Genomic DNA, 15,256 nt, shown 5'->3' with positions numbered 1-15,256 from the left:
CCGCCCGCAGAAATAAGCAGATGAATTATGAGCGAAAATTTTAAACAACTTCTTGAAGAGAGCCGAATCCCCACCACAGAAACGGGCATTAAACAAGAATTTGAAAACCTAACCGCAAAAGAAAATTTTATTACCAACACGTCGCCCTACTCACCGTTTTGGCGATTGGTCACGGCGGTTGCGGTGAAGCCTGTGAAATGGCTTACCGATTATTTAATTGATGAAGTGTTACCCAATTTATTTGTGAAAACGGCAAAAGGGAAATGGCTACAAATTCAGGCGTGGAGCGTGGGGCTTGATTTTAAAGAGGCAAGCAAAACGCAAGGATTTGTGACTTTTACTAAAGCAGATGCCAATATGGTTGTCACCGTGAAACAAGGCACGATTGTGCAAACTGAGCGGATTAATAACAAAGTCTATCGTTTGATTGTGGATAAAGACACAGCCATTGAACGGGGAAAATTGAGCGGCAAAGTCCCTGTTACCGCAGAAGAGGCGGGGGCAGGTTACAACCTTGCCAACGGCTATTACTGCATTTTACCTGAAGCGATTTCAGGGATTAAAGAGGCAAGAAACGAAGAAGATTGGTTAAGCGTGGCAGGTGCCGATCGGGAAAGTGACGAAGAGTTGCGAAATCGCTACCGAGCGAAATTCTCCAGTGTCGGCAAGCACCACATTGACAGCGTGTATAAGTCGCTCGTGGCTGAAATTGCAGGCATCAGCATTGACCGCATTTACATCTTACACGATGCACCCCGTGGGCCTGGCACGGCAAATATTTATTTACTGCTCGACAAAGGCGTAAACAGTCAGCCGTTTATTGATTTAGTCAATCGTTATTTAAATGAGCAAGGTTATCACGGGCATGGCGATGATATTCGGGCGTTCAAAATGCCAGAAGTGGTGCATAACATTGGGGTGGCATTGTATTTCCGCTCAGCGGATGGGATCAGCCAGTTACGCAAGGCGGAAATTAAAAAAGAAGTAGAGCAGATGATCCGTTGTGCTTTCCGTGAAAATGCGACTTATCCAGTTACGAAAACGCACCCTTATCAACGCTTTTCATTTTCGAAGTTAGGCGAGGAAATTCACGAGCAATTCCCCGAAATTAAATCTATTGTGTGGGAACAAGGCGATATTGTGAACGCCTTGAATATTCCAACCATTGGCACGCTAAATTTAACACTGGCAGAGTAAAACGATGATTGAGATTAAATTACCTTTTTGGTTTAACAACAAGGAAGTGAGCAAAGTCAAAAGCCTCTTCGAAAAATGGTGGGCGGTGGGGTTGAACTTGGTGAAATTCCCGCTACAGATATTTGATGTATTGACCGCTCCTGAATGGCTGGTGCATCTCATCGCTTATCAGCGTGATATTGAACGCTTTAAAGACGAACCGTTGGACTTATTCCGTAAGCGGGTGCATTACGCCTACATTAACGCCGAAGATGCGGGCAGTGTCGCAGGCTTTAAGAAAATTTTTGAGCGACTAGGAATCGGACAGGTTGAACTGATTGAGCGATTTGACGAAGTGAATTGGGATGTGATACGGCTTAAATTAACGGATGAGCAAGTTTCGGGCAATTCAGCACTACTCACCTCCATTGTACGCAAGTATGGCAGAACCTGCAGACGTTACGAATATGTGCTTGTGTCTGGTGTGGATTTTGAAGTCGCAAGCGGTTCAATTCAACATATTTATTACTACAACACAGCGAAAGTTTAGAGGAACAAATGGCAAGCACAAGAGCAACCAACGCATTAAAAAGTTACGTTGCCCAATCGGTGGCACGCAATGAAACCGTGACTTTTGACAAGATTATTTTTGCCCACATTAGCGGCTTAAATGATGCCACGTTGGCAAATATTAACAATATGCCAACCGTTGATCAGATTAAACACACGGCAAACATTCAACAAACGGGCTACATCGCAGACGATCAAGTGGTGTATAGCGTAACACTTGGCTCAGAAATTGGCGATTTCACTTTTAACTTTGTGGGGCTAGTCAATTCGGCTAAAAACGTGCTAGGTGTGGCAATTTATACAGGTGATATTGTCAAAACTCGCACCAAAGCGGAAGAGCAGGGCAACGCCTTAACTCGCAATATTATTCTGCAGGTTAACAATGCGAAAACGCTTACCAACATTCAAACACAGGCGAAAGCGTGGCAATTTGATTTTACGGATAAGTTTTTACAGATGAAGCCGAAAAAAATTACCGCAACGACAACCAATACCGCAGATAGCTCAGGGCACACGCACGAGATTGACAAGGCAAGCACCACGCAATCAGGCGTGGTGCAATTGGTCGATGACTGGACAACCCACGACAACAGCAAAGCACTGACTGCGAGCGTAGGTAAACGACTCTATGACACGCTGAAAGGCTTAATTGATAGCTTAAGCGGTCGCACCACGACAGCACAAAATACTGCCGCAAATGCACTAAGCAAAACCACGCCAAAGAAAATTACGGCAAGCACGAGCAACGTGACAGATCAGAATGGACACACGCACGAAATTGACAAAGCAAGCACCAGCATAGCGGGCGTAGTAAAGTTGAATGATAGTTTAACTTCAAATGCGACAGATGAGGCGTTAACGGCAAGACAGGGGAAGGCACTTTCTGAAAAAGTAGAACAAGCGGTAAGAAAGGTAGAGAGTATAAAAACAGATATTTCAGCACAATTTACGCAAGGCATACAGAGTATGAGAACTGAAACAACATCAATATTTGAATGGTATGAAGGAAAGTTAACCGTTAATAAAAGCAAAAGCTCAAGAAGTGAAGAAGACTATGTAGATACCAGCACGTTTGACTTCAGAATTAATATTCCTGCAAAACCATATAGAAGACGATTTTTGTTGGGTGGAGAAGGAAATAAGCAAATCATTGAAGCAAACAAAGTATTTAACCTGGAGCTATCTGGCTATAATTTCGAACGTTTCAATGAAAATTTACCTTCCTCAGATTATCAGCGAGCCCAGAAATATGTGTATGTTTGTTTAGTGAGGATTTAAAGATGACAACAACCAACCAACTACCACAACTCAACATCTCACTCTATCAAGGCGATGACGAAACGGCAATCATTGAAGTGATTGATGAGCGGGGAAAATATGCGGATTTTAACGGCTACCGTATTGATGCAGATTGTTACGATGTTATAACAGACGAGCTTGTTTGGCATCTTTCAAGCAAAACAGGCGAGATAACCACGGCAAAAGGCAGAATCTTCATCCATATACCGCATCATTACACCGAGAAAGCAGATTGGGAGAAATTAGCGTTTGACTTACAGCTAACCGACCCCAACGGCAAAATTAAAACGATTGCTCAAGGTGTGTTTAGCCTTGAGAACGATATTACCCAGGCTTACGGGCAGAATTAGGAGGAAAGATGGAAAAACTATATTCACGCCCTAGCTTCACGGCAACCAACGGCACGAGTAGCGAGCATCATTGCGACTGTGAACAACCGATCCCGAAAAATGTCGGGAAATGCCCAGAACGTAATAAGTTCAGAGTGCAGTTAAAAGGCAATCAGGGCTTAACGGGTGCGGATGGCTTGAGTGCTTATCAGTTAGCTGTGAAAGCAGGCTTTACAGGCACAGAATCAGAATGGCTGATGAGCCTTGAGCCGCCTCAATTGGCAGACTTGCCAGCGTATATTACGCAATTATTCCGTGTTGAAGAAGGAGCACAAAATGACACAACCGACAGAGAACGCACAAGCGACCAACATTAAAAAAGCCTTTGAAATCGTGGTTGCTGAAATCAAAGCGTTAAAATTAAAAGTGGGCAATAACATTACCGAATTGGGCGAAAAAATTACCGCTTTAGGCAGCCGATTAACGCAAGCAGAAGCCAACCACACAGCACTTGAGCAACGTGTGCAAGCCAACGAAGGCGGCATTACCACGCTTAAAGCAACCGATCAAGAAATCAAAGATTTCTTAGGCACAACAAGCGGTAATGACCTTGCAGCCGTGATGGCTAAATTAAATGAGGAGTAATAAGTATGACAAAGAAGATGACAAATGTTGAAGCATTAACATTGTTAGCGGAGAAAACCGTTGAAAGCACAAAAGCGATTAAATCATTAACAGAGGTTATAGGGCAATTATCCAATAAGCCGACCACGGAAACGAATCAAACCGCACAGATTAAAGATGGCGTTTGGTGGGTGGATGGTGTCAATACTGAAATCCCTGTGATGGGCGATAAGTCTGTTGTTTGCTTTGATGTGATGATCGGCACGGGTGAAGTTCGTGAGAAAGACAAAGTGAAATTTGAGCAGGGTGATATTATACAGGACGGCAACCAGGTGGAAGCCTCTGTTGATGTGGGCAAAGCTTATGCTGGTTGGAAGACTAAAGACGGGAAAACGGTTTCTGAAGAAGGCATCTTAACATTCAGTGGGTATGAATCAAGTGCGGTTAAAGTCGAATTATGGAATTATCAGCCTATTCAAGCAAAAGCTTATAAGAACACAAGAATCGTAGATTGGAAAAAAATCGTTAAAATTACCGATGTAACCTTCACAAGAGAAGGCAATATTTTGCGTGATTTCATGATTTCGGGGGAATTGGAAAATGGTCGAAGCATTTCTAGACTAATTAATAGTGATTATGAAGCTATGCAGTTGAGACTTATGAAAACTGATGAAAATGAAGAACACGAATTCATTGACTCAAGCTACCCTGCAGAACCAAATCGCAGAATTTGGGTAAATGGTGATGAAACACAAGCCCCTGGCGTGTTAGATCTTGAAAAGGTTGCTGAAAACATAGGGGGCACACCGAAGAAAATGGAAATCGGCATTGCCATTAATAATGGGGAATATAAAGCGTTTACTTTCAATTTGTAGAATGAATATGTGGCAAAGATGTAATTTACAATTGCCGACAACAAACACAAGAGGCGGTAACGCCTCTTTTTTGTTATCTGGCACTAAAATCGCCGTGCATAACTGGACACACGGCAAACAAGAGGCATCGGGGAAATACCTTTCCCCCGAAAATGCGGCGAAGGTGATTGCGGCAAAATTTGGCGATTATGCCGACCCTTTTCGCCCTAAAGAGACGGTGCAAGTGGTGGGCGTGTTGGTGACCACAACCACGGCGGAGATTTTCATTGAGCAATTGGCACAGCTTGCCCATATTCTGGATTATAGCGAAGTGAAGCAGGCGTTAAGCTATGCCAAAGCCTATGAAAACCTGCAGACCACGAAAATGGTGAAAATGCCCGTAGTTAGCTCGCCCGCATTCGGTGCTGTGAGCGATTTAACCCCCACAATTGGGCGAATGATGGAACAGACACTTGGGCGAATGATGGACAGTCTTCACACCGATGTGCTTGATCCGTTCGCCCTGATTACCCAATTACAAGCGGTGAAAAAAGCCCGTGAACAAGCCAATGCCGACTTTTTGCAAAAGGTCAGCGAAATGCGACCGCTTGAGATATGGGCATTTCAAGCACAAGGGCAGTTAGATGTGATTGCACAGAATTTACAACAGAATATCCCCACGGCTGAGAATGTTTACAGTTTTTTAATGTTTTTCGTGGGGGAAAATTTGAGTGGGCTACAACAACTTTTGAGGGCAACAGATGAGCATAACAACAGGTAGCGAAATCAGAAAACAGAATGAGAAAGACAACTTGCCAGCCATTCAGTTGGCATTAAACGGTCAGCCGATTTACTTACGGGAGTTTCGGGCGAATGTCAGCGTAAACCGTGAAAACGAGGATATGAGCGGGCAGAAATCCACGACTAAAAAAGCCGAAAAAGGTGTGAAAAGCAAAACGCTTTCGGTGACGGGGGTGATTCCTTACCGTAATGCAGATTGGCTGAAAACCTTGTTTAAACTTGCCGAAGCCGAGGGTAAGGGCGGACAGGTAAAATACCGCATCAGCAATATTACCGCACAGGCGGTGAATATGCGTGAAGGGGTGTTTGATGGCGAAGTTTCCGCACAAGAGCAAGATGTGATGGGCTGGCGTGTGTCGTTTAGTTTGAAAGAGGTTAACTCTGTAGCCGAGAAAACCGCAAACCGTCAGGCGAAGCCGAAAACGAAAAAGCAAGTAGATAGCAAGGCGAAAAGCACGGGGGCAGGTGCAAGCGGTGGAAATGCGGGCACAAGTAGCAATGCTGGCGTTACGCAAGACACAGGGGCAACACGTTCAGGCTTTGATATTTGGTTAGAGAAAACAGGCGTAGTAGGTCAATAAGATGCGGATTCTTAAAAATGTGATTTTAGACGGCAACCCCGTGCATTTTGTTGATGAGCGGTTAGTGCTGGAGCTTTCCAACAGCGGGCGGGGCTTTATTACCGTGGAAACGACAGCCCCTTGCGTAGGGAAATTAGTCGAATTTGAATTAGGCACAGAAGAGGACTATTACACCTGGTTCACAGGATTTGTGGAAAATGAGCATACGGCACAAAATGGCTACAAGCGGTTATTCGTTCGTGAACGGGTAGCAATTTTTGAGCGAGATTTTTACTATTCTGCACGCCATTGCACGCTGGCTGATGTTTGTACTGAATTAAGCCGTCGTAGCGGGCTGAATTTCCGTTACCCTGATAAACCTTACTCAACGACCCCGATCCCGAATTTCACCCATTCGGGCAACGGCTATCAGATGTTGAATAATTTAGGGCGGTTGTTCAATATTCCCGATTATGTTTGGCAACAGGATAACGACGGGGGCGTATTTGTGGGCAGTTGGCAAGATTCACAATGGGCAGAGTTTGAAATTGAGCTAGACCACCGTGAAACCCTCGGGCAGAGTGCTACTGCGGTGCAGATTGCGATTGATGCAGAAATTCGCCCGGGTACGGTAATCAATGGCAAACGGGTGCATAAAATCACGCTAGAGGGTGAAAATTATTTGCTGGAATGGCAAGACTTAAACCAAGCGGGCAAGCCAAAACAGAAAAGCCCAGAACGCAGAGCAATGGAGCGGGAATTCCCAGAATTGGCAGGTGGTTATCACTTGCCGAAAATGGCAAAAGTGATCGGAATTGCCGACCCCTCCCAAGCGGGTGATGTATCCGACCCATTCCGTCCAAAATATGCGGTTGATGTGCAACTGTTAGACGAAGACGGCAACGAGGCGGGCAGCGTGCCCATTTATTCGGCGGTGCCTTTGCCCGTGACCTCTACCGCTTCACAGGGTGGGGATTTCGCCTTTCCAGAAGTCGGCACGGTGGTAGAACTTGGCTTTGTAAACGGCAGACCCGATCAGCCGATTGTGCGAAATTTCTACCCACAGGGCAAAACCTTGCCGAATGTGCAACAAGGCGAAATGCTCAGACAGCAACGCCCCGAGGTATTTGAACGCACTGATAGCGCAGGGAATATGCACAAAGAGACCGATCAGACGATTAGCGAGAAATCTTACCACCGCACAATTAAAACCGACAGCGAGCAGAAAGAGATTGGGCAAGCGGTCAAAACTGTAGAAGGCAACGCCAAAACTACGGTAGGCGGGAAGAAAACCACGCACGTGTTAGGTGATAGCGAATGCGTGACGGCAGGCAATACGGTGCAAGGCACAGGCGGGGATTTTACTCAACGTGTGCAAGGTGTTGCCTCACTTATCGCTAAAGGGAAGTTAGAGCAGAAAGGGCAGACCGTGTGGACGGGCTCAGAGGGTGTGAACGGTTGGGCTATTCTAGAAGAATTATTGCAGATTGTAGCAGATATGGGACAAACACTGGCAAGCCATACGCACAGGGGTTCGCCTCCTCCAGACCAACAAGGACAGGCACGAAGTCAAGCCCAACGGGCAAATAATGCAAAGGCGAGGTTGTCGCCAATTGTGGCATAGGTGCGACAAAACAAAACCGTAAATACGAAAATATTTACGGTTTTTTTGTAAAAATTGCTTGTTTCATTTATATCATATGATATAATAGCAACCATCTAGCAAGGTGCTAGAAACAAGAAAGCCCCGACTTGTTCAGCTACGGGGCAATCATAAAAGGGAACAGAAAGATGAAAGCGTATCAAATCATCATTCTCGTTGTTCTGCTTTTAGTAAGTCAATACGCTTACTAGAGTAAACAAAAGCCTAGCGAGTTCGCATCTCGCTAGGTGTTCCCAAATATAAAACAAAGGTAAAAAGATGTCAAATTCAAATACAGAGCATAGCAAACAATTAAGAGCCAAAACGGCTGCAGAATGGCGAAGAAAGCAAAAAGAGGAAGGGGGCAAGAAACAGATCTCAATGTTAGCTGATGCAGAAGAGGTTGAAGAATTCAAAGCATTATGCGAACAGATGGGATTGTCTAAACCTAAAGCGTTAAAAGCCTTGATGGATTTCTACAAGAATAATCAATAAAAATAAAAGCCGTGAGGTTTACCCCCTTGCGGTTTTTTCTTTTAGCTGTGTGTCGCTTGCCTTCGTTCGCTGTTTGCCCTTTGCTATTCCTTTGCTCGCTGCACTCTTAACCATTCCCACGTAAAGAAACCACGCCCACGTAAAAGGGACGTAAAACGCACTCCCCTCCACGCGAAATTTATTGCGTTTTTTTACAGTATTTCAGCTAATTTACAGCTCAAAAAGTTGTTAAAGCCTTGCGGGGCTTGGTGGCGTGAAACGGATCAAAATCGTAAAAATTGAAACGAATTACACACTTTTACACGTAAAGGCGATCAAAAAATAAGGCTTGATATTTCTCAAGCCTTATATTGCAACGTTAGCCGTTATTTTTCGTGGGATTTTTGGCTATTGTAATTTTACAAACAAAGCCGATCACCAAAAACAAAACAGCCACCAAACAGCCACCACTAAAATTCTATTTCCATTTTTCAGCTGCTTGCTGATCGCTCTCACGCCCTTCAATCCAGCGTTCGCCGTGTGTTGTGGTTTCTCTTTTCCAGAACGGAGCTTTGGTTTTTAGGTAGTCCATAATAAATTCGTTGGCAGCGTAAGCGTTGCCGCGGTGAGCAGAACTCACACCTACAAGCACGATTTCATCGCCTGTGTAAAGTTGTCCGATGCGATGAATTACTGCAATGCGTTGTAATTCCCAACGGCTACGGGCTTCTTCGACAATTTCGTGCAAGGCTTTTTCGGTCATAGCAGGGTAGTGTTCCAGATATAAGCCTGACACATCATCGCCTAAATTCATTTCTCGCACTTTACCGACAAAAATGGTACTTGCCCCAACTGAGTGGTGTTCGCTAAGCCAGTGGTAAACTTCGTTTTGATCGAAAGGTTCAGTTTGTACTTTTACGAGTGTGCTGTTCATTTTAGCCTCCAGTCACAGGCGGAAAGAATGCCACTTCATCACCCTCTTTGATTTTAGCTGAAAGCGGGGCAATACTTTGATTAATAGCGACTAATAATTTACCTGCTTTTAAGGCTAATGCCCATTTGCCGCCTTGTTCAGCTAAGTGATGTCGTAATGCTTCTGCGGTCTCAAATCGTGCTTCGACTTCTAATTTATCTACGCCTACCAATTCACGAGTTTGGGCGAAAAAAAGTATGGTAATCATCTGTTTCTCCTATTTCGCGACAAAATTGCCCGATTTTCCGCCACTTTTACTGAGTAAGCGAACTTGCTCAATTACCATATCTTTTTGCACCGCTTTGCACATATCGTAAATGGTCAGTGCTGCTACGCTTGCCGCGGTTAAAGCCTCCATTTCTACGCCTGTTTTGCCTGTGAGTTTGCAAAGCGATTCAATACGAACTTGGTTGGTTTCGGGTAAGGCTTCAAGTGAAATTTCCACTTTCGAAAGCATTAGTGGATGGCAGAGCGGAATTAAATCCCAAGTGCATTTTGCTGCTTGAATGCCTGCAATGCGAGCCGTGGCAAAAACATCGCCTTTATGGTGGTTGCCAGAAATAATCATTTGTAATGTTTCAGGGTTCATTCGGATAAAGGCTTCAGCACGAGCTTCACGCACGGTTTCTTGCTTCATTGAAACATCGACCATATTGGCTTCGCCGTTTTGATTGATATGAGTAAATTGTGTCATAGTAAGAATTTTATTTAAAAATAATATAGCTGTTGTAAGGGCGTAGCAACACGTTCCTACAAGGGAATCAACCGCCAATCGAGGCTAAATTATTGCGAATGCCACTATCGCCAATGTGCAAATAGTGATGTTCTCGCTTGCCTTGCAAGGCAGATTTTAAACGCATTTCAAGCTGTAATTTTTGCTCATCAGATTGCAATAAATCGCGAATATCCACGCCTTCCTCGCCAAATAAACAGAGGTGCAATTTGCCTGTCGCAGAAACGCGTAGGCGGTTACAGCTGGCACAAAATGATTTTTCATAAGGCATAATCAAACCGATTTCGCCCATATAATCGGGATGCGATAATACTTTCGCTGGCCCATCAGAAAGCGATTTTGGTTGTAATGCCCAACCTTCTTGTAAAAGGCGTTGTAGTATAGATTGCCCAGAAAGATGCTGCGTTTTGAAAAAATGATCCATCTCGCCCGTTTCCATCAGTTCGATAAATCGCATTTGAATGGGTTGATGCTTGATCCAAGCAAGGAATTTGTCCAACTCTGGCAGAGTATATTGCTTCATCAGCACCGCATTCACTTTGACTTTTTTGTAGCCTACGGCAAAGGCTTTATTGATCCCTGTTAAGATTGATTGCAACTTGTTTTCGCCGGTAATCAGTTGGAATTGACGAGGATCGAGGCTATCTACGCTCACATTAATGTCGGTGATGCCTGCTTCTCGCCAAAAGGAAACATCCTTTTCCATACGGTAACCGTTAGTGGTTAGTGCTACTTTGCGGATGCCTTGTGTTTGGGCGATAGTATGGGCAATTTCGAGGAAATCTTTGCGTAAGGTTGGTTCGCCGCCTGTAATGCGGATTTTTTCTGTGCCAAGTGATGCAAACGCATTCGCCACCCGTTGAATTTCAGAGAGTGTTAAAAACGTTTGTTTATGAGCAGGGGGCTGGTAGCCATCAGGTAAACAGTAGGTACAACGAAAATTACAGACATCCGTAATTGAAAGTCGCAGATAGGTATATTGACGCTGGAAGCGATCAACTAAGCCAGAAATCACATTTTCGCCGTCATTACCTACATTTTTAATAGGAATAATCGGACTTTGCATAAAAAAGACACCTTTCTAAACACGAGTGGCTCGTTCATTTCTTTGCGAACCATTGAGCAATTTCTTGCTACTGGCGAGTTTGCCATATCCAATATTAGGTATAGAACTTAGGCAAGCAAGCTCGGAGTCATAAAAAATATAAAAGTAAAAATTAGCCGTATTCTAATAGAGTTGAGAAATAATGCAATAGCCACAAGCGGTAGGTTTTGAAAAGTTTTTTGCAAAAGGTAGATTCGCAAAGAAAAAGCGTTTTATAATACGGACGTTTATTGGTTTAACAAAAACTTAACGAGAACCCGATGAAAAACAAATTTTTAGCTTTTAGTGCCTTTAGTGGCTTTTTCTGTGTCGCACTGGGTGCGTTTGCCGCTCATAGCTTACAAAATGTGCTTGAATCCAAAGAACTTGCTTGGATTCAAACAGGCATTCAATATCAAGTTTTCCACACACTCGCCTTGCTTGCATTAGGCTTATTCCAAATTGCAAATCAAGTGCAAAATCCGCCCGCTTGTCGTGCCAAAGCTTTCAACATTATTGGCGGAAGTTGGATTTTAGGCATTTTGCTTTTCAGCGGTAGCCTTTACAGCCTTGCATTTACTGGCGTAAAAGGTTTGGCGTGGTCAACCCCGATTGGCGGTATTTTCTTTATGATCGGTTGGGCGGCTCTTTTTTACATTAGCGTGAGAACTCGAAAATAATGAACAAACTTGCGTTATATTGCCGTGCTGGCTTTGAAAAAGAGATGGCGGGCGAAATTACCGAAAAAGCGGCGGAATTAGGCGTGTTTGGTTTCGCCAATTTAAAAGAGAATAGCGGTTATGTGATCTTTGAATGCTATCAAGCAGGCGATGCTGACAGGTTAGCACGTGAACTAAAATTTAACCAACTCATTTTCGCCCGCCAAATGATTGTTGTGGGCGATTTGTTGCAGAACTTACCCGAAAATGACCGCATTTCTCCCATTCTTGAGCAATATCAGGCGTTAAACCCTCGCAACAGTAGCGATATTTTTGTGGAAACGCCAGACACAAACGAAGCGAAAGAGCTTTTGACTTTCTGTCGAAAATTTACTGTGCCGTTGCGTAATCAGCTTAAAAAACAGGGCTGGTTAGGGAAATTGGAACAGGCAAAGGGTAGTGTGAGCTTGCATATTCTGTTTATACGTTCGGGTTGTTGTTATGTGGGCTATGCCTATAATGATAACCGTTCACCGTTTTTTATGGGTATTCCGCGTTTAAAATTCCCTGCTGATGCACCAAGCCGTTCCACCCTGAAATTAGAAGAAGCGATCTTAACTTTTGTGCCACAAGCAGAAGAGAAAAAACGCTTTACTGAAGAGATGACGGGCATCGATTTAGGTGCTTGCCCAGGTGGTTGGACGTATCAGCTTGTCAAGCGAGGCTTGTTTGTTTATGCCGTCGATCACGGGAAAATGGCGGCAAGCCTGCACGATACGGGGCGGATTGAGCATTGTGCCGAAGATGGCTTTAAATTCCAACCACCAAAACGCAAGCAAATTGATTGGCTGGTGTGCGATATGGTGGAACAGCCAATACGTATCAGCAAATTGATGGCGAAATGGCTAGTGAATGGTTGGTGTCGTGAGACGATTTTCAACCTTAAATTGCCGATGAAAAAACGTTATCAAGAAGTGCAACTTTGCTTGAATTACTTGGAAGAAGAGCTCACCAAACAAGGGTTCTGGTTTAAGATTCAGGCGAAGCATCTTTACCACGATCGTGAGGAAATTACGGTACACGTGGCGGTTTTAGGCAAAAAATAGAGACAGTTTTACAAAACAAGCGGGCGATTTTTCACAATGTTTTGCAAAATTTCTGTAAAATTCGACCGCTTACTCGCACTTTCAAAACAATAAAAGGAAGCAAATATGACATTAAAAATCGGGATCGTCGGTGCTGGCGGTCGAATGGGTCGTAATTTAATTCAGGCGGTTCACCAATTTGAGGGGGTTGAACTGACTGCAGCTTTTGAGCGTGCAGGTTCATCACTCATCGGTGCAGATGCGGGCGAATTAGTTGGCTTGGGCAATTTAGGCGTGGCAATTAAAGCCACATTGGCAGAAAACCCAAATTTTGACTTACTCATTGATTTTACCCGTCCAGAAGGCACGTTGGAACATATCGCCTTTTGTGTGGCGAATCATAAGAAAATGGTAATCGGCACGACAGGTTTTGATGATGCTGGCAAGCAAGCTATCAAAGCCGCTGCAGAAAAAATCAGTATCGTATTTGCCTCTAACTACAGCGTTGGCGTGAACTTGGTATTCAAACTGTTAGAAAAAGCAGCAAAAGTGATGGGCGATTATTGCGATATTGAAGTGATTGAAGCACATCACCGCCATAAAGTTGACGCACCATCTGGCACAGCGTTATCTATGGGCGAACATATTGCGAAAACGTTAGGACGTGATTTAAAAACTCACGGCGTGTTTGAACGCAACGGCATTACAGGCGAACGTAAACGTGATGAAATCGGCTTTGCAACTATTCGTGCAGGCGATGTGGTGGGTGAGCATTCTGTCTGGTTTGCTGATGAGGGTGAACGTGTGGAAATTGCCCACAAAGCATCTAGCCGTATGACTTTCGCCAACGGTGCCGTGCGTGCTGCAAAATGGCTTGAAAGCAAACAAAATGGTCTGTTTGATATGACGGACGTGTTAGATTTAAATAATTTGTAAGAATTTATTGTAAACGCAATGATGTTGATGCGTTAAAGAAAGTCCCTCTCTTTTGTAAAGAGGGGTTAGAGGAGATTTAGGTGATATTAGAAGTTCCTCTGACCGAATTAACACCGCATCAAATCTCCCCCAGCCCCTCTTTTCTAAAGAGGGGAGCTATATAGGAAATATAAAATGACCAAATTCAACAATATCGAAACCACTTTAGTGCAACTGGGCAATCGTACTGACCCTAGAACAGGTGCCGTGGCAACACCTATTATTTTATCGACCGCTTACGGACGTGATGGCTTGGGCGAATCAACAGGCTTTGACTACACTCGAACCAAAAACCCAACTCGTGCCGTGTTAGAGCAGGGGATTGCTGATTTAGAAGGCGGTGATGCAGGTTTTGCAACCGCTTCAGGTATGGCGGCGATTCAGCTGATTATGTCGTTATTCAAATCGCCAGATGAATGGATTATTTCTAGCGATGTTTACGGTGGCACTTACCGCTTGTTAGATTTTTGCTATAAAAACAATCACACCGTAAAACCTGTGTATGTGAACACCGCAGACGTGGCGGCGATTGAAGCGGCGATCACACCAAACACCAAAGCAATCTTCATCGAAACCCCATCAAATCCGTTAATGGAAGAGTGTGATGTGGACGAGATCTCAAAAGTGGCGAAAAAACATAACTTGATTTTGATCGTCGATAACACCTTCTTAACCCCTGTGTTATTTCGCCCAATTGAACACGGTGCAGACATCGTGATTCACAGTGCGACCAAATACCTTTCAGGGCATAACGATGTGTTGGCAGGTTTAATTGTGGCAAAAGATTCTGAAGCAACCAAAAACGAAGCAGGTCAGAACCTGAGTGAACGTTTGTACTATATCCAAAACGGGGCTGGTGCAGTGCTTTCGCCATTTGATTCTTATCTTGCTGTGCGTGGTTTGAAAACACTTGCGTTGCGTATGGAACGTCACCAATCTAACGCGACTGAATTGGCGAAATTTTTAGCAGATCAGCCAGAAATTGAGAGCGTGCTGTATTCAGGCAAGAGCGGTATGCTTTCTTTCCGTCTGCAAAAAGAAGAGTGGGTGCCGAAATTCTTGAAAGCGATTCAGTTGATTACCTTTGCCGAAAGTTTAGGCGGCACGGAAAGTTTCATTACTTACCCTGCAACCCAAACGCATATGGATATTCCTGAACATGAGCGTATTGCACGCGGGATTACGAACACCTTGTTGCGTTTCTCAGTAGGGCTTGAGCATATCGATGATTTAAAAGCAGATCTTCGACAAGCCTTCAATCAATTGAAATAATATGTAAAAGCGTATTTCTTTGAATATTAAAAAGAAGTACGCTTTTTTCACATAATAAATTAAATTGATAAGATAAGAAATCATTTGCATTTAAATATAATCGGATTAGAATATCCTTGCCAATTAACCATATTTTTAAAAGGAGA

Annotated in this window: 19 protein-coding genes and 1 riboswitch; of the genes, 15 read left to right on the top strand and 4 right to left on the bottom strand. The window is 43.9% G+C overall.

Annotation, left to right across the window (positions count from 1 at the left end):
* Window positions 1-27 precede the first annotated feature (27 nt).
* From B0185_RS02535 to B0185_RS02485, 11 genes are all read left to right on the top strand, one after another.
* Window positions 28-1,197 (top strand): baseplate J/gp47 family protein, encoded by a 1,170-nt coding sequence (locus tag B0185_RS02535; RefSeq protein WP_005705520.1) that lies wholly within the window; start codon window positions 28-30, stop codon window positions 1,195-1,197.
* 4 nt (window positions 1,198-1,201) lie between these two features.
* A complete protein-coding gene (locus B0185_RS02530; RefSeq protein WP_005705474.1) occupies window positions 1,202-1,726 on the top strand; it encodes a hypothetical protein in 525 nt (174 codons plus the stop codon).
* An 8-nt stretch (window positions 1,727-1,734) separates the two neighbouring features.
* Window positions 1,735-3,024: a phage tail-collar fiber domain-containing protein gene (locus tag B0185_RS02525; protein ID WP_005705568.1), complete on the top strand. Its 1,290-nt coding sequence runs from the start codon at window positions 1,735-1,737 to the stop codon at window positions 3,022-3,024.
* A 2-nt stretch (window positions 3,025-3,026) separates the two neighbouring features.
* A complete protein-coding gene (locus tag B0185_RS02520; RefSeq protein WP_005705573.1) occupies window positions 3,027-3,395 on the top strand; it encodes a hypothetical protein in 369 nt (122 codons plus the stop codon).
* A gap of 8 nt (window positions 3,396-3,403) precedes the next feature.
* Complete coding sequence (locus tag B0185_RS02515) at window positions 3,404-3,751, top strand: hypothetical protein (RefSeq protein ID WP_005705537.1); 348 nt, start codon at window positions 3,404-3,406, stop codon at window positions 3,749-3,751.
* A complete protein-coding gene (locus B0185_RS02510) occupies window positions 3,711-4,019 on the top strand; it encodes a hypothetical protein (RefSeq protein WP_005705446.1) in 309 nt (102 codons plus the stop codon). Before B0185_RS02515 ends, B0185_RS02510 begins: the two co-directional genes overlap by 41 nt.
* A gap of 5 nt (window positions 4,020-4,024) precedes the next feature.
* Window positions 4,025-4,873, top strand: coding sequence for a hypothetical protein (locus B0185_RS02505; protein ID WP_005705566.1), 849 nt, complete (start codon window positions 4,025-4,027; stop codon window positions 4,871-4,873).
* A 31-nt stretch (window positions 4,874-4,904) separates the two neighbouring features.
* Entirely contained in the window at window positions 4,905-5,633 is a 729-nt protein-coding gene (locus tag B0185_RS02500; protein WP_147286455.1) for a hypothetical protein, read from the top strand.
* Window positions 5,614-6,234, top strand: a complete 621-nt coding sequence (locus B0185_RS02495; RefSeq protein ID WP_005705491.1) for a baseplate complex protein — start codon at window positions 5,614-5,616, stop codon at window positions 6,232-6,234. Before B0185_RS02500 ends, B0185_RS02495 begins: the two co-directional genes overlap by 20 nt.
* Window position 6,235: 1 nt before the next feature.
* Complete coding sequence (locus B0185_RS02490) at window positions 6,236-7,837, top strand: hypothetical protein (protein WP_005705518.1); 1,602 nt, start codon at window positions 6,236-6,238, stop codon at window positions 7,835-7,837.
* 297 nt (window positions 7,838-8,134) lie between these two features.
* Entirely contained in the window at window positions 8,135-8,350 is a 216-nt protein-coding gene (locus tag B0185_RS02485) for a hypothetical protein (RefSeq protein WP_005705469.1), read from the top strand.
* 457 nt (window positions 8,351-8,807) lie between these two features.
* On the opposite strand, the gene moaE is transcribed toward B0185_RS02485, so the two are convergent.
* From moaE to moaA, 4 genes are all read right to left on the bottom strand, one after another.
* Window positions 8,808-9,263 carry a molybdopterin synthase catalytic subunit MoaE gene (gene moaE, locus B0185_RS02480; protein WP_005705529.1) on the bottom strand — a complete coding sequence of 152 codons (456 nt, stop codon included), beginning with the start codon at window positions 9,261-9,263 and terminating at the stop codon, window positions 8,808-8,810.
* Window position 9,264: 1 nt separating this feature from the next.
* Complete coding sequence (moaD, locus tag B0185_RS02475; protein WP_005705581.1) at window positions 9,265-9,510, bottom strand: molybdopterin synthase sulfur carrier subunit; 246 nt, start codon at window positions 9,508-9,510, stop codon at window positions 9,265-9,267.
* Window positions 9,511-9,519: 9 nt separating this feature from the next.
* Complete coding sequence (gene moaC / locus B0185_RS02470; RefSeq protein ID WP_005705570.1) at window positions 9,520-9,996, bottom strand: cyclic pyranopterin monophosphate synthase MoaC; 477 nt, start codon at window positions 9,994-9,996, stop codon at window positions 9,520-9,522.
* Window positions 9,997-10,063: 67 nt separating this feature from the next.
* A complete protein-coding gene (moaA, locus tag B0185_RS02465; RefSeq protein WP_005705572.1) occupies window positions 10,064-11,101 on the bottom strand; it encodes a GTP 3',8-cyclase MoaA in 1,038 nt (345 codons plus the stop codon).
* A riboswitch (molybdenum cofactor riboswitch) is annotated at window positions 11,094-11,240 on the bottom strand. Its footprint overlaps the gene before it by 8 nt.
* Window positions 11,241-11,400: 160 nt before the next feature.
* Here moaA and B0185_RS02460 point away from each other — a divergent pair.
* The 4 genes from B0185_RS02460 (at window position 11,401) to B0185_RS02445 (ending at window position 15,110) form a co-directional block, all read left to right on the top strand.
* Entirely contained in the window at window positions 11,401-11,799 is a 399-nt protein-coding gene (locus tag B0185_RS02460) for a DUF423 domain-containing protein (protein WP_005705502.1), read from the top strand.
* A complete protein-coding gene (gene rlmM / locus B0185_RS02455) occupies window positions 11,799-12,884 on the top strand; it encodes a 23S rRNA (cytidine(2498)-2'-O)-methyltransferase RlmM (protein WP_005705464.1) in 1,086 nt (361 codons plus the stop codon). The genes B0185_RS02460 and rlmM overlap by 1 nt, the downstream gene beginning before the upstream one ends.
* A gap of 105 nt (window positions 12,885-12,989) precedes the next feature.
* On the top strand, window positions 12,990-13,799 hold the full coding sequence (dapB, locus tag B0185_RS02450) for a 4-hydroxy-tetrahydrodipicolinate reductase (protein ID WP_005705564.1): 810 nt from the start codon (window positions 12,990-12,992) through the stop codon (window positions 13,797-13,799).
* A gap of 174 nt (window positions 13,800-13,973) precedes the next feature.
* Window positions 13,974-15,110 carry a methionine biosynthesis PLP-dependent protein gene (locus tag B0185_RS02445; RefSeq protein WP_005705578.1) on the top strand — a complete coding sequence of 379 codons (1,137 nt, stop codon included), beginning with the start codon at window positions 13,974-13,976 and terminating at the stop codon, window positions 15,108-15,110.
* The last annotated feature ends 146 nt before the right edge of the window (window positions 15,111-15,256 follow it).

The sequence above is a fragment of the Haemophilus parahaemolyticus genome (assembly GCF_002015035.1).
Classification (GTDB): Bacteria; Pseudomonadota; Gammaproteobacteria; order Enterobacterales; family Pasteurellaceae; genus Haemophilus_A; species Haemophilus_A parahaemolyticus.
This window is presented reverse-complemented; position numbering and strand designations above follow the sequence as displayed.

Coding starts and splice junctions, on each gene's coding strand:
- B0185_RS02535 (WP_005705520.1), top strand. CDS start 28: ATGAGCGAAAATTTTAAACAACTTCTTGAAGAGAGCCGAATCCCCACC.
- B0185_RS02530 (WP_005705474.1), top strand. CDS start 1,202: ATGATTGAGATTAAATTACCTTTTTGGTTTAACAACAAGGAAGTGAGC.
- B0185_RS02525 (WP_005705568.1), top strand. CDS start 1,735: ATGGCAAGCACAAGAGCAACCAACGCATTAAAAAGTTACGTTGCCCAA.
- B0185_RS02520 (WP_005705573.1), top strand. CDS start 3,027: ATGACAACAACCAACCAACTACCACAACTCAACATCTCACTCTATCAA.
- B0185_RS02515 (WP_005705537.1), top strand. CDS start 3,404: ATGGAAAAACTATATTCACGCCCTAGCTTCACGGCAACCAACGGCACG.
- B0185_RS02510 (WP_005705446.1), top strand. CDS start 3,711: ATGACACAACCGACAGAGAACGCACAAGCGACCAACATTAAAAAAGCC.
- B0185_RS02505 (WP_005705566.1), top strand. CDS start 4,025: ATGACAAAGAAGATGACAAATGTTGAAGCATTAACATTGTTAGCGGAG.
- B0185_RS02495 (WP_005705491.1), top strand. CDS start 5,614: ATGAGCATAACAACAGGTAGCGAAATCAGAAAACAGAATGAGAAAGAC.
- B0185_RS02490 (WP_005705518.1), top strand. CDS start 6,236: ATGCGGATTCTTAAAAATGTGATTTTAGACGGCAACCCCGTGCATTTT.
- B0185_RS02485 (WP_005705469.1), top strand. CDS start 8,135: ATGTCAAATTCAAATACAGAGCATAGCAAACAATTAAGAGCCAAAACG.
- moaE (WP_005705529.1), bottom strand. CDS start 9,263: ATGAACAGCACACTCGTAAAAGTACAAACTGAACCTTTCGATCAAAAC.
- moaD (WP_005705581.1), bottom strand. CDS start 9,510: ATGATTACCATACTTTTTTTCGCCCAAACTCGTGAATTGGTAGGCGTA.
- moaC (WP_005705570.1), bottom strand. CDS start 9,996: ATGACACAATTTACTCATATCAATCAAAACGGCGAAGCCAATATGGTC.
- moaA (WP_005705572.1), bottom strand. CDS start 11,101: ATGCAAAGTCCGATTATTCCTATTAAAAATGTAGGTAATGACGGCGAA.
- B0185_RS02460 (WP_005705502.1), top strand. CDS start 11,401: ATGAAAAACAAATTTTTAGCTTTTAGTGCCTTTAGTGGCTTTTTCTGT.
- rlmM (WP_005705464.1), top strand. CDS start 11,799: ATGAACAAACTTGCGTTATATTGCCGTGCTGGCTTTGAAAAAGAGATG.
- dapB (WP_005705564.1), top strand. CDS start 12,990: ATGACATTAAAAATCGGGATCGTCGGTGCTGGCGGTCGAATGGGTCGT.
- B0185_RS02445 (WP_005705578.1), top strand. CDS start 13,974: ATGACCAAATTCAACAATATCGAAACCACTTTAGTGCAACTGGGCAAT.